The organism is Armatimonadota bacterium (genome assembly GCA_031081585.1).
Classification (GTDB): domain Bacteria; phylum Sysuimicrobiota; class Sysuimicrobiia; order Sysuimicrobiales; family Humicultoraceae; genus Geohabitans; species Geohabitans tengchongensis.
Genome location: JAVHLY010000010.1, coordinates 77,817 through 90,326 on the forward strand (window position 1 = coordinate 77,817; position 12,510 = coordinate 90,326).

A 12,510-nucleotide genomic window follows, 5' to 3' on the forward strand; every position below is an offset into this window, starting at 1 on the left:
GCCGCGGCGTCACCAGGTCGGCCAGCACCGCGATGAAGTCCGGCGCGTCGTTGGGCATGGCCGTGCGCGCCAGGCGCATCCCCAGGCGCTCCGCCTCCGACTGCGCCTCCAGGTCGACGTCGTAGAGCACCTCCAGATGGTCGGCGACGAAGCCGATGGGCGCCACCAGCACCCCGCGGACGTCCCGGCGGCGGAGGTCGGCGAGCGTCGAGCGCAGGTCCGGGCCCAGCCAGGGCTCCGCCGTGCGCCCGGCACTCTGGTAGGCGACAGTCCAGCGCTCCACCCCGGCCAGCGCCGCGGCGAGGCGGGCGCTCTCCTCCACCTGGCGCGGGTAGGGGTCGTCCCAGGCGAGGATGCGCTCCGGCAGCGAGTGCGCCGTGAAGACCACGGTCGCCGGTTCCGGCAGGCCCGCCAGGCCCGCGCGCACCCGCTCGGCCACCACGCGCAGGTAGCCCGGGTGGTCGTGCCACTGCTCGACGTAGACGGCGGTCACGCCCGCCGGCCGCGCCGCCTCGGCCGCCGCCACGTACTGGCCGATGCTCATGCGCGAGTAGTGCGGCGCCAGCACGAGCCCGACCAGGTGCGTGACCTCTTCCGCCGCCAGCGCCTGCACCGCTTCACCGATGAACGGCGCGCTGTGCTTCATCCCCACCCGCACCGGCACCGGATGCCCGCGCCGCCGCAACTCCTCCTCCAGGGCAGCGGCCTGCCGCGCCGTGATCTCCGGGAGCGGCGAGCGCCCGCCGATGGCCCGGTAGCGCTCCACCAGGTCCGCCAGCAGCTCGGGGGAGGGCCGCCTCCCCCCACGGATGTGCGTGTAGTACGCTTCGACGTCGTCCAGGCTCCGGGGCGATCCGTAGGCCATCAGCAGGACGGCCGACTTCACGGCAGGTCCGCCTCGTGCACCGGGTCCACCTCGTGCACCAGGTCCACCAGGCGCTGCAGGTTCTCCACCGGCGTGTGGGGCAGGATGCCGTGGCCCAGGTTGAAGATGTGCCCGGGGCGGCCCCCGGCCGCCTGCAGGATGGCCCGGGCGTGGCGCTCCATCACCTCACGCGGGCCCGCCGCGGCCGCCGGGTCGAGGTTCCCCTGGATACCCCGAGGGCCGATGCGGGCCCAGGCCAGGTCGAGCGGGATGCGCCAGTCCACACCGATCACATCCCCCCCGGCCTCGGCCACCAGCTCGAGCAGGCCGGCTGTCCCCGTCCCGAAGTGGATCAGCGGCACCGGGGGGAGCGCGGCGATGAGGCGGCGCACGTGCGGGAGCACGGCGTCCCGGTAGTCGGCGGGACTGAGCGCGCCCGCCCAGGAGTCGAAGAGCTGCACGGCCTGCGCGCCCGCCGCCACCTGCGCACGGAGGTAGGCCACCGTGGCGTCGGTGAGCCGCTCCATCAGGCGGGCCCACGCCGCAGGCTCGCGGTGCATGAACGCCTTCACGCGCAGGAAGTCGCGCGAGGGTCCCCCTTCGATGAGGTAGGCGGCCAGCGTGAAGGGCGCGCCGGCGAATCCGATCAGGGGGACCGGCGAGGCCTGACGCACCAGCCGCACCGCCTGGAGCAGCGGCCCCACCGCCTCCTCCGGCTCGAACGGCCGCAGGCGGTCCACGTCGGCAGGCGTGCGCAGCGGCGGGGCGACGACCGGCCCCACACCGTCCCGCAGCTCCACCTCTACGCCCATGCCGGCGAGCGGCAGCATGATGTCCGCGAAGAGGATGGCGGCGTCCACGCCCAGCCGCCGCACCGGCTGCAGCGTCACCTCGGCACACAGCTCCGGCTGGCGCATGATCTCCAGCAGGCCGTAGCGCTGGCGCACGGCCCGGTACTCGGGCAGCGCCCGTCCGGCCTGCCGCATGAACCAGACCGGCGTGCGGTCCACCGGCTCGCGGCGGCAGGCGCGCAGGAAGCGGTCGGTCACGCTGCCACCTCCGCCGCGGCCGCCCGCGCGGCGGCCACGGTCTCGTCCACGACGTCGGGGGTGTGGGCTGTGGTGAGGAACCACGCCTCGAACGGCGAAGGGGGCAGCAGCACCCCGCGCCGCAGCATGGCGTGGAAGAAGCGGGTGAAGCGTGCCCCATCGCCCTCCTGGGCCTGGGCGTAGTCCTCGGGAGACACGGGGCGGAAGAAGACGGTGAGCATCCCGCAGGTGGCGGCCACGGAGGCCTCGCCCGCCAGCGCGTCGCGCAGCCCCTCCGCCAGGCGCGCGGTGGCCGCCTCTAGGTCGGCGTACACCTGGGGATCCTGCAGGCGCCGCAGGACAGCTGCACCGGCCGCCATGGCCACCGGGTTCCCCGCGAGCGTCCCCGCCTGGTAGACGGGTCCTTCCGGGGCTACCTGCGCCATCAGGTCGGCGCGCCCCCCGTAGACCCCCACCGGCAGGCCGCCGCCGACCACCTTCCCCAGGCAGGTCAGGTCGGGGCGCACGCCATAGCGCTCCTGCGCGCCGCCCGGGGCCACGCGAAACCCGGTAATAACCTCGTCGAAGACCAGCAGCGCGCCATACCTGGCCGTCAGGTCGCGCAGCGCCTGGAGGAAGCCGGGCCGCGGCAGGACCAGGCCCATGTTCGCGGCCACCGGCTCCACGATGACGGCGGCGATCTCCTCCGGGAACTCCCGGAAGAGGGCTGCCACCCCGTCGGGGTCGTTGTACGGCGCGACCAGCGTGTGGCGCGTGGCCTCGGCCGGCACGCCGGCACTGCCGGGCAGCCCCAGGGTGGCCACGCCGGACCCCGCCTGGACCAGGAGCATGTCGGCGTGGCCGTGGTAGCACCCGGCGAACTTCACCACCTTCGGCCGGCCGGTGGCGGCGCGGGCCACGCGCAGCGCGCTCATCACGGCCTCGGTGCCGCTGTTCACGAAGCGCATCCGTTCCATCGAGGGGACGAAGCGCTGCACCAGCTCGGCGAGCTCCACCTCCCCCGGGGTGGGCGCGCCGAAGCTGGTGCCCGCGGCGGCGGCGCGCTGCACCACCTCGACGACCTGCGGGTCGGCGTGCCCCAGGATGACGGCGCCCCACGAGGCGACGTAGTCCACCAGCCGCTCCCCGTCCGCATCCCAGACGTGGGCGCCCCGGCCGCGCACGATGACGCGCGGCGTGCCACCCACCGCCCGGAAGGCGCGCACGGGGCTGTTCACGCCGCCGGGGAAGAGGCGCCCGGCCCGACCCAGGAGATCCGCCTGCACCGGCACCGTCACGGCTGGTAGGGGCAGAGGGGGTCGCTGGCCAGCTCGTCCCCGGTGCGGGCATAGGCGCGGGCCCGCGACCCGCCGCAGACCCGCGCCCGGGCGAAGATGGAGTGCGGCGGCTCGCCGCAGGGCAGGGGCCGGGGGGACGTGTCGGCGCGGCCCACGGGTTACCCGAGCAACCGCAGGGCGTCCTCCAGCGGGCGGTGGACACCGGTGAGGATGGGGGTGTCGCGCACCGTGGCGCGGCGGCTCTCCGTCTCGCGCAGCGCCATGACCAGCTCCTGGAAGGCCGCCAGGTCGTCGGTCTCGTAGGCGACGATGAACTCCTGGTCGTCCACCCCGAAGGAGTAGGCCAGGAGCTGGCGCACCATGGGGTACGCGTGGCCCACCCGGATGTGCTCGGCCATGATCCGCTGCCGCGTCTCCCTGGGGGTGAGGTACCACTCGGCGGACTTCACGAAGGGGTAGACGACCAGGTAGCGGCTGCGCCGCCCGTCGACGAGCGCCTGCTCCTGGACGGTGGGGTGCTTCACGTACACGGACGGGCGCAGCAGCCCGATCAGGCTGTGGGCCACCCGGCACCACCGGCCCAGGCCCGAGCGCAGGAGCAGCGCCGCCGTCTCCTCCAGGTCCTCCAGGGAGGCGGCCAGGCGCCAGAAGAGGAGGTCGCAGTCGGCGCGCAACCCTACCATGGAGTAGGTGTGGGTGAGGACGCGCCCGGCCGCGGCGGCCGCCGCTTCCCGGAAGCGCGCCAGGTCCTCGTCCCGCTGCGCCTCGGGCAGGCGCCGCCACGCCGGGTCGACGCGTAGGGCCAGCACCTGGACGACGCGCCGGGCGGGCCCGGGCTCCGTCGCGTCCGTGCGGTCGGCCGCCGTGGCGGTGTCGGGGGCCTCCCCGCGTCCGCTCATGCCAGCCACCGCGCCACGTCCTTGGCGAAGTAGGTGATGAGGATGTCCGCCCCCGCGCGGGCGATGCCGGTGAGCGCCTCCAGGGCGGCGCTGCGCAGGTCGAGCCAGCCGCGCTCGGCCGCGGCCACCAGCATGGCGTACTCCCCGCTGACCTGGTAGGCGGCCAGCGGTGCCGCGACAGCCTCGCGGGCGGCGCGGACGACGTCCAGGTAGGGCAGCGCCGGCTTCACCATGACGATGTCGGCGCCCTCCTCCAGGTCCAGGGCAATCTCGCGCAGCGCCTCGCGGGCGTTGGGAGGGTCCATCTGGTAGCCGCGCCGGTCGCCGAACTGCGGGGCCGAGCCGGCGGCCTCCCGGAACGGCCCGTAGAAGGCCGAAGCGTACTTGGCCGCGTAGGCCATGATGGCCGTATCAGGAAAGCCCGCCCCGTCCAGCGCACGACGGATCGCGCCCACCTGGCCGTCCATCATGGCGCTCGGCGCCACGACGTCCGCGCCCGCCGCCGCCAGCGAGGTGGCGGTGCGGGCCAGCACCTCCAGCGTCGCGTCGTTGTCCACCACGTCGCCGCGCACCACGCCGCAGTGGCCGTGGCTCGTGTACTCGCACAGGCAGACGTCGGCCATGATCACCAGGTCGGGGTCGGCGTCCCGCAGCGCGCGGCAGGCCTGCTGCACGACCCCCGCCTCGTCGTAGGCGCCGCTGCCCAGCGCGTCCTTGTGCTCGGGGATCCCGAAGAGCAGCACGGCGCGCACCCCCAGCGCGCGCAGCTCCGCGGCCTCCCGGGCGAGCTGGTCCACCGAGAGGCGCCACTGCCCCGGCATCGCCGGGATGGGCTCGCGCACCCCCTGGCCGTAGCGCACGAAGAGCGGGTAGACGAGGCGGTCGGGGCTCAGGCGCGTCTCCCGCACCAGCGCCCGCAGCGCCCCGGTGCGCCGCAGCCGCCGCATCCGACGTGTCAGGCTCATCGTCTCGGTCAGGTGTCGCATCCTCCTCCCTCCCTCGCGCGCCGGTGGACCCGCCCTCCCGACCGCACCCGCGGACTCGCCCTCCCTATCGCACCGGTGGACTCGCCGCCTCGGCGAGCGCCGCCACCAGCCCGTCCGCCGTGTGTTCGGCGGCCACGACGTCGGGAGGACGGCCGAGCGCGCGCAGGGCGCCTGCCGTCACCGGGCCGATGGCCGCGACCAGCACCCCCGCCAGCGCCCGCTGGGGCTCCGGGGCCAGGCGCCAGAACCCCCGCGCCGTGGAGGGGCTGGTAAAGAGCGCCGCGTCAATCCCGTCGGTCAGCGCCCGCTGCAGCGGCAGACGGGAGCGCTCCGGTCCCTCCACCGTGCGGTAGGCGACGACCTCCTCGACCTGCGCCCCGCGCGCTCGCAGCCGCCGCGGCAACTCCGGGGAGGCGGCGTCCGCGCGCGGCAACAGCACGGTCAGACCGTCGACCGGGCCGAGGGCCTCCGCCACGGCGGCGGTCAGGTAGCGCGCCGGGACGACGGCCACCTGCACGCCGGCCGCCTGCAGCGCCCTGGCCGTCGCCGGACCCACCGCCGCCCACCGCGGACGGGTGGGGCGCGGCGCACCAGTGCGCGCCAGTGCGGCCGCCAGCGCCTGCGCGCCGTGGGCGCTCGTCACCACGATCCAGTCGTAGGCCTCCAGCCGCCGCGCTACCCGGTCGAGATCCCCGCCCGGCTCCACCGGCATGATCGCCACCGTCGGGATCGCGACCGCCTCCCACCCCAGCGCGCGCAACTTCGCGCACAGCTCGCGCCCGTCCGGCCGCGTCACCAGGACACGCCTCACGTGCGCCCCTCCGCCGGGAACCCTCACCGTCGGGTGGGTGCGGCGCCCGGGCCGCGGCGCCTCACGTCCGCGCCTCCGCGGCGAGCGCACCGGCGCCCTGCGCCAGCAGGTGGCGAGCCAGCCGCACCCCGATCGCCGCCGCGTCCTGGGGCGCCCCCGACGCGTCCCCCCGCACCACCTGCCGTCCGTCCGGGCTGACCGCCGCGCCCTGGAGGACCAGGCGCCCGTCCGCCACCCGGGCCAGTGCCGCGATCGGAGCGCGGCATCCCCCGCCCATCGCCTGCAGGAAGGCGCGCTCGGCCCTCACCTCCGCGGCGGTGGCCGGATCGTCCAGCGGCCGCACCCACGCCTCCACGGCCCGGTCCTCCTCGCGCACCTGCACGGACAGCGCCCCCTGGCCCGGCGCGGGCAGCATCACCGCGGGGTCGAGCCGCTCGGTGATCCGGTCTCCCCACCCCAGCCGGTCGAGTCCCACAGACGCCAGCACCACGGCATCGCAGGCTCCGGCCTCCAGGCGGCGCAGCCGGGTATCGACGTTGCCGCGCAGGGGCACCACCGCCAGGTCGGGACGGGCGGCCAGCAGGAACGCGCGCCGCCTGGGGCTGTCCGTCCCCACCACCGCACCGGGCCGCAACCCCGCCAGCGGGGAGCCGTCGCGGCTGACCAGCGCGTCCCGCGGATCGCCGCGCCGCAGGACCGCGGCGATGCGCAGCCCGGGGCTCTCGCCCGTGGGCAGGTCCTTGGCGCTGTGGACGGCCAGGTCCACCGCCCCCGCGCGCAGGGCGGCCTCCAGCTCCTTCACGAAGACCCCGCGGCCCAGGGCCGCGATCGGGCGCCCGCCGCCCTCGTCCCCGGCCGTGCGCACGATGACGACCTCCACCGCGGCGCCGCGCGCGGCCAGCGCCTGCACGACCAAGTCGGCCTGTGCGCGGGCCAGCGTGCTCCCCCGCGTGCCCAGCCTCAGCCGCTCAGCCACCGATCTCCTCGTGTCGGACCGGTGCGGGCTGCCCGGGGGCGCCGTCGCCTTCGCCCTCTTCCAGGGCGAACAGGTCGCGCACCACCTCGACGTAGGTCCGCCCGTGCGTGGCGGCCCGGTCGCGCAGGCGCACCGTGGGGTGGTGGAGGAGCTTGTTGAGCAACCGCCGGCCGAAGGCGCGCAGGCGTTCCGCGTCGCCGTCGCGCCAGCCGCTCACCTCGGCGTCCAGCAGCGCCTCGGCCCGCCGGCGCAGCGCCTGGATCGTGGGGACCGCCTCGCGCCCGGCCAGCCAGGTGAGGAAGGCCTCCGTCTCCTCCTCCACGATCGCCGTGGCCGCCGCCACCACCTCGGGCGGCACCGCACTCTGCGCCCGCGCCCGCAGGTCATCGAGGTCGATCAGGCTCAGTCCAGGGAGGTGGCGGGCGGCCGGCTCCACGTCGCGCGGCACGGCCAGGTCCACGACGACCATCGGCTGGCTCCACTGGTCCCCTGCGGCACGCGCGGCCAGCGCGCGGGCCAGGCGCTCCCGGGTGAGCACCGGCGCCGGCGCCCCCGTGCAGGTGATGACGATGTCGGCCGTCCCCAGCGCCTCGTCGAGGGTGTCGAAGGCCACCGGGTGCCCCCCGACCGCGCGCGCGAGCGCCCGGGCGGTCTCGATGGTGCGGTTGGCCACGAGGATCGCGTCGAGATCCTGGCGGCGCAGCGCCCGGGCGGTGAGCATGCCTACCTTGCCGGCACCGACCAGCAGGAGGCGGCGGCCGCGCAGCCCGCCGAGCAGCTCCCCTGCCGCCTGCACGGCCACCCTGGGGATGGTGGGGCGGTCGCGGCCGAGCGGCGTCTCCGCGCGCACCCGACGGCCGGCGACGAGAGCGCGCTGTCCCAGGCGGTCCAGGACCGTGCCCAGCCGGCCTGCCGTCCGCGCCTCCGCGAGAGCCGCCCGCACCTGGGCCAGCACCTGGGGCTCCCCGACCACCATGGAGTCCAGCCCGGCAGCGACCGCCAGGAGGTGGCGCACCGCCTCGGCGGCGTCCCACACGACCAGCGGGTCGATGGATGCACCGCCGCCGGACCAGCCCGCCGCCGCCAGCAGTCTCTCGGCCAGCTGCGAGGCCGGCGCCGTCCCGTAGAGCTCGGTCCGGTTGCACGTGGTCAGCAGCAGCGCCTCGCCGGGCAGTGACTGGAGGGCACGGCGCGCGGTGTCGCGGGGGAGGGCGAAGCGTTCGCGCACCGCCAGCGGCGCCGTCTTGTGGGTGATGCCGACCGCCGCGATCATGCCGGAGCCTCGGGACGGGCCTCGTAGTCGCGCACGATGGTGACCAGGACCTCGTCGAGCAGACGGTTCACCTGGCGCAGCGTCCGCAGTTGCGCCTCCCCGGGAGGGGCGACCTGCAACGTCCGCAGGAGGAGCGTGCTGCGGAAGAGGCAGAAGGCCTCGGTGGCGTGCGACAGCGACAGCCCCGCCTGCCGCAGCTCGCGCGCGTAGCTGTGGCCGATGGTGCGGATCTTGCGCAGCGCAGCCTTCGCCTCCACCTCTCCCCCCGCCGCCCCCGCCACGAGCTCCAGGACGGCCCGGCCGTAGGCGCGCGCCCGGCGCCGGAAGGCCTCGTCCAATCCGGCGAACCAGGGCTGGGCGCGCAGGCGGCGGGCCGGGAGCTGGCTGGCCAGCCGGAAGGTCCGGCGCCGCAACGCCCCGGCCACATCCGGGGGCGGCGGGGTCATGAGGGCGCGCAGGTCCTCCTCCAGGAAGCGCCGGTGGCCACCGGGCGTGCGGAAGGTGCGGACCTTCCCCTGATCGGCCCAGTGGCGCAACGTGCCCTCGTCCACCCCCAGCAGGGCGGCGGCGTCGCGCAGGGGCAGCCAGCGGGGAGGCGTCGAATCTTGCATTACTTATACAATTCTACACTTTTCGCCCAGATCCTGTGCAAACCCCTGGCTCGCGACCGAGCCGAGACGAGCGCGGCCTCGGTCATGCTTCGGACCACAGGGGCCGCCTCGGCCACACCGCCCGAAAGGGGGAAACCTTCCCAGAGCGCTCCCCTCACGGATCGAGGAAGGGAGGTGCGTGGGAGATGAACCTGTCGAGGTCCCGAGGTGAACCCGGGAGGGGGAGCCGAACTCCTCGTCCATGCGGGTCATCGTCGTCCACGGCGGGGCGGGCGCGGCGGATGCGGAGCGCGAGGCGCGCCGGCGGGCCGGCTGTCTGGAGGCCGCCCGGCGAGGGTGGGCGATCTTGCGCCAGGGAGGGGACGCCGTCGAGGCCGTCGTCGAGGCCGTGGCCGCCCTTGAGGACGACCCGGAGTTCAACGCCGGCCTGGGAGCGGTCCTGACGCGGGACGGGCAGGTCCAGTTGGACGCGGCGGTGATGCGCGGGTGGGACCGGGCGGCGGGAGCTGTCGCCTGGGTGACGCGGACCCGCAATCCCGTGAGGCTCGCCCGGCTCCTGCTGGACCGCGAGACCGTCCTGATGGTCGGCCCACCGGCCGATGCGCTGGCCGGCGAGGCCGGACTGCCCCGGGTCGACCCGGCGGCCCTCATCACCCCCCGCCAGCGAGAGCGCCTGGCAACCTTCCTGGCATCCCGGCGCGTAGAGGAGGGTGGGACGGTCGGCGCGGTGGCCCGCGACAGCTCGGGGGGCTTGGCGGCAGCGACCTCTACGGGAGGACGGCTCGGGCAACGCTCCGGTCGCGTGGGGGACACCCCCGTCATCGGCGCGGGCACGTATGCCGATCAGCGGGGGGCGGCGTCGGCGACCGGAACGGGAGAGGCCTTCATCCGCGCCGTGGCCGCGTTCCGGGCGGTCTCCGCGCTCGACCACGCGTCGCCGGACGACGCCGCCACCGCCGCGCTGGCCACGGTCACCGAGGTCGGCGGTCGCGGAGGGTTGATCGTCGTGAACGCCCGCGGGGAGTTCGGTGTGGCCTTCACGACCGCCCAGATGGTCCACGCCTGGATCCGGGAAGGGGAGGAAGGCACCGGCGCGTAAGGAAGAAGGGATGACGGACTGGCTGCTCACGCCGCCACTGACGGCCTCGGAGCCCCTCGCCTGGCAGGTGAGCCGGATCGGCGAGGCCGCACTCCTCAGGGTCGACGGCGCCATCGACCTCTCTACCGTCTACCTCTTCCGAGTCGCCCTGCGGCGGGGGCGGGCGGTGAGTCCCACGGTCATCGTGGACCTGAGCGGGGTCTCCTTCGTCGACCTGGCGGCCGTGCAGGCGCTGGAGCACGCCTATCACCGCTGGCACCGGACGGGCGGCCGCCTGATCGTGGTGGCCAGCGCTCCTCGGGTGCGGCGGATGCTCGAGTTCGTCCACGGGCGCCGGTTCCTCGTCGTCACTCCATCCGTGGGGATGGCCCTGCAGCTCCTGGGCCAGGAGGCCGGGGCCGAAACCGGCGCCGACGGTACCCGTCCGGCCGGCCGCTGATCCGGCCGGAGCTCCCCCCGGAGCTCCCACAGGGAGTGGACGATGTCCCCGGACCGGACAGACAATGTTCGGGGGAAATGCGGGATGGAGGAGGAGGAGATGACCACCTCCTCCGCCAATATTACTAGTTCATGGTGCCCGCACGTTGCCTGCCGGTCTCGCCAGGGCAAACGAGGGGAGGGGCACTGGTACAGGAGCACGCCATGGAGCACGACTACCTCGTTCTCGACAGCCGCGGTCACCCACTTGCAGGACCGTTCCGGGACGAGCATGCTGCCCGGCTGTGGATCGCCTTCAACCGCTTCCGCCACCAGGGCCCGCTTTCCATCCTGCACGTCGGCTCACGCTGGCGGCCGACCGCGGTCTTCAGGCGCGTCCAGGATGTCCCCGAGGCGGTCTGGGAACAGCAGGCGCGGGCGCGGGCGATCGTCGTCCAGACGGCCGACGGCGCCGAAATTCTCTCCTGAGGCGACGAGGCGGGGAGACCGAGGGGCGGGGATCAGGCCCCGCCCCTCGTGACCGGTTGCGACGATCTGGTGTCCGCGCGGCTCAGGTACCGGCGTGAGCAGGCGTCGGCGCCGGCACCTCGCGGGGAACCGTCACCGAGACCCGCTCAGCTTCCTCGAGGCCAATGCGCAGGTGCTCGGAGTTGACGAGGGGGAAGATCTCCACGTTGGTCAGCCCGTAGACGCGGCACAGCGAGCTGAGACGCTCGGCTTCGGCCGGGTTGCTGACCTCCGACCAGATCGCGAAGCCGGTGCTGTATCCGGTGAGTCCGAACACCTGTTTGACCCTGGGATCACGGCTCAGCTGCTCCAGGGCGGCGCGCATGCTCGAGACCTGGGCCCTGGTCGCCTGAGGGATGTCGAACCCGCGGGCAAGGATCAGCACCTGCTCCATACCGACTCCCCACTCCTCCTTTCCGTGCAGATGAGCGTGCGGATGACCTTCAACGCGACGGCAGGCTTCTCACCTCCTTCCTCCCCGAGCTGAGGGGCCCGTGCGGATTCGGAATGGAGGCGCCCGCCACGGGGGTGGAGGACTGTCGTCATGCCATCCATCGGCGGCTGTCCTCGAGGCATCCCGACCGGACCGGCCGCCCGGGGAGAATCATGATACTCACCGCTTCCGGCAGGGCAATGAACGAGACGTGAAAAATGTGCGGGCGGACCCGGACGGGTGCACCCGCTATAGGCGGACCCGGGCGGGTGCACCCGCTATAATCGAAGGCAGAGGCCTGGCCGGAGGCCGGGGCCTGCACCGCCGGAGGGGTCGCGTAGCCCGGTAGCGCGCCCGCCTGGAGAGCGGGTAAGCGGTCACAAGCCGCTTCGCGGGTTCAAATCCCGCCCCCTCCGCCATCAGGGGTCGAGGTCACCCCCTCTCTTGCGGACCGGCGGGTCGTGATGGGATCGCACCGCTTCGTTGAAGTTCGGGCGCGGTACGCTGCGCTGGCACGGGCGCGCCTCCACGCGGCTCTAGCCCGCGCCGGCCACCGCCTGCACCCGCTCCGCGCCCGGATCGCCGGGGCCCTGGCGCCCCTCGAGGAGGCCCTGCAGCCGCTCCGCGGTTACCTCAGCCGGGCCCAGCAGCACCTGCCGCCGCTCGACTGGCGACGCACCCGCCAGAGCGTCCTGGAGGTCACCAAGACGCTCGTCATCGCCTTCCTGCTGGCCCAGCTCATCATGGTCTCGGTGGCCCAGGCGTTCCAGGTGGAGCAGTACTCCATGGAGCCGACGCTGCTGCCGCACGACCGGGTGCTCGTGAGCAAATTCATCTATCACCTGCGCCCGCCCCAGCGGGGGGACGTGGTGGTGATGCGCTACCCACGCAACCCCGAGCGCAACTACATCAAGCGGGTGGTGGGGCTGCCCGGCGAGCGCGTGGAGATCCGCGACGGGAAGGTCCTGGTGAACGGGCAGCCGCTCAGCGAACGGTACGTGAACGGGGAGATCGCCGGGGAGTACGGCCCGGTGACCGTCCCGGACGACTCCGTCTTCGTCCTGGGGGACAACCGCAACAACAGCGAGGACAGCCGCGCGTTCGGCGCGGTCAAGCGCCACCTCCTCGTGGGGCAGGCGATCCTCATCTACTGGCCCCCGCACCGGGCCCGCCTGCTCCTGGGCCAATAGGGTACAATGAGGTGCGGCCGTGCTAGGTGGGGAGCTAGCGGTTCCCTGTACCCGCAATCCGCTACAGCGGGGCTGAATCCCCGCCCGAGGCCCGGG

At 74.5% G+C, this 12,510-nt stretch carries 15 protein-coding genes, 1 tRNA gene and 1 other RNA gene; 6 read left to right on the forward strand and 11 right to left on the reverse strand.

Annotation, left to right across the window (positions count from 1 at the left end; genetic code table 11):
* The 10 genes from hemH to RB146_05805 form a co-directional block, all read right to left on the reverse strand.
* Positions 1–886 (reverse strand): ferrochelatase (gene hemH / locus RB146_05760; protein MDQ7828486.1); only part of this gene is annotated, 886 nt, incomplete at its 3' end.
* Positions 883–1,914, reverse strand: a complete 1,032-nt coding sequence (gene hemE, locus RB146_05765) for a uroporphyrinogen decarboxylase (protein MDQ7828487.1) — start codon at positions 1,912–1,914, stop codon at positions 883–885. The genes hemH and hemE, both read right to left, overlap by 4 nt.
* Positions 1,911–3,185 carry a glutamate-1-semialdehyde 2,1-aminomutase gene (gene hemL / locus RB146_05770; GenBank protein MDQ7828488.1) on the reverse strand — a complete coding sequence of 425 codons (1,275 nt, stop codon included), beginning with the start codon at positions 3,183–3,185 and terminating at the stop codon, positions 1,911–1,913. Before hemL ends, hemE begins: the two co-directional genes overlap by 4 nt.
* Positions 3,186–3,187: 2 nt before the next feature.
* Positions 3,188–3,346, reverse strand: a complete 159-nt coding sequence (locus RB146_05775; GenBank protein ID MDQ7828489.1) for a hypothetical protein — start codon at positions 3,344–3,346, stop codon at positions 3,188–3,190.
* 3 nt (positions 3,347–3,349) lie between these two features.
* A complete protein-coding gene (locus RB146_05780; GenBank protein ID MDQ7828490.1) occupies positions 3,350–4,090 on the reverse strand; it encodes a chlorite dismutase family protein in 741 nt (246 codons plus the stop codon).
* Complete coding sequence (hemB, locus tag RB146_05785; GenBank protein ID MDQ7828491.1) at positions 4,087–5,055, reverse strand: porphobilinogen synthase; 969 nt, start codon at positions 5,053–5,055, stop codon at positions 4,087–4,089. Before hemB ends, RB146_05780 begins: the two co-directional genes overlap by 4 nt.
* 85 nt (positions 5,056–5,140) lie before the next feature.
* Complete coding sequence (locus tag RB146_05790) at positions 5,141–5,887, reverse strand: uroporphyrinogen-III synthase (protein ID MDQ7828492.1); 747 nt, start codon at positions 5,885–5,887, stop codon at positions 5,141–5,143.
* 61 nt (positions 5,888–5,948) lie between these two features.
* A complete protein-coding gene (gene hemC / locus RB146_05795; protein MDQ7828493.1) occupies positions 5,949–6,863 on the reverse strand; it encodes a hydroxymethylbilane synthase in 915 nt (304 codons plus the stop codon).
* Positions 6,856–8,136, reverse strand: a complete 1,281-nt coding sequence (gene hemA / locus RB146_05800) for a glutamyl-tRNA reductase (GenBank protein ID MDQ7828494.1) — start codon at positions 8,134–8,136, stop codon at positions 6,856–6,858. The genes hemC and hemA overlap by 8 nt, the downstream gene beginning before the upstream one ends.
* A complete protein-coding gene (locus tag RB146_05805; GenBank protein ID MDQ7828495.1) occupies positions 8,133–8,747 on the reverse strand; it encodes a helix-turn-helix domain-containing protein in 615 nt (204 codons plus the stop codon). Before RB146_05805 ends, hemA begins: the two co-directional genes overlap by 4 nt.
* Positions 8,748–8,988: 241 nt before the next feature.
* Between RB146_05805 and RB146_05810 the strand changes: the two genes are divergently transcribed.
* The 3 genes from RB146_05810 to RB146_05820 all read left to right on the forward strand — a co-directional run bounded on the left by RB146_05810 (position 8,989) and on the right by RB146_05820 (position 10,752).
* Positions 8,989–9,846, forward strand: a complete 858-nt coding sequence (locus tag RB146_05810; GenBank protein ID MDQ7828496.1) for an isoaspartyl peptidase/L-asparaginase — start codon at positions 8,989–8,991, stop codon at positions 9,844–9,846.
* A gap of 10 nt (positions 9,847–9,856) precedes the next feature.
* A complete protein-coding gene (locus tag RB146_05815) occupies positions 9,857–10,285 on the forward strand; it encodes an STAS domain-containing protein (protein ID MDQ7828497.1) in 429 nt (142 codons plus the stop codon).
* A gap of 203 nt (positions 10,286–10,488) precedes the next feature.
* Positions 10,489–10,752 carry a hypothetical protein gene (locus RB146_05820; GenBank protein MDQ7828498.1) on the forward strand — a complete coding sequence of 88 codons (264 nt, stop codon included), beginning with the start codon at positions 10,489–10,491 and terminating at the stop codon, positions 10,750–10,752.
* Positions 10,753–10,834: 82 nt separating this feature from the next.
* On the opposite strand, the gene RB146_05825 is transcribed toward RB146_05820, so the two are convergent.
* A complete protein-coding gene (locus tag RB146_05825; protein ID MDQ7828499.1) occupies positions 10,835–11,185 on the reverse strand; it encodes a hypothetical protein in 351 nt (116 codons plus the stop codon).
* Between the two features lie 365 nt (positions 11,186–11,550).
* On the opposite strand from RB146_05825, the gene RB146_05830 reads away from it, so the two are divergent.
* The 3 genes from RB146_05830 to ffs form a co-directional block, all read left to right on the forward strand.
* Positions 11,551–11,643, forward strand: a tRNA-Ser gene (locus RB146_05830).
* A 45-nt stretch (positions 11,644–11,688) separates the two neighbouring features.
* A complete protein-coding gene (gene lepB, locus RB146_05835; GenBank protein MDQ7828500.1) occupies positions 11,689–12,414 on the forward strand; it encodes a signal peptidase I in 726 nt (241 codons plus the stop codon).
* Positions 12,415–12,431: 17 nt separating this feature from the next.
* Positions 12,432–12,510: signal recognition particle sRNA large type (ffs, locus tag RB146_05840), an RNA gene on the forward strand; the annotation flags it as partial.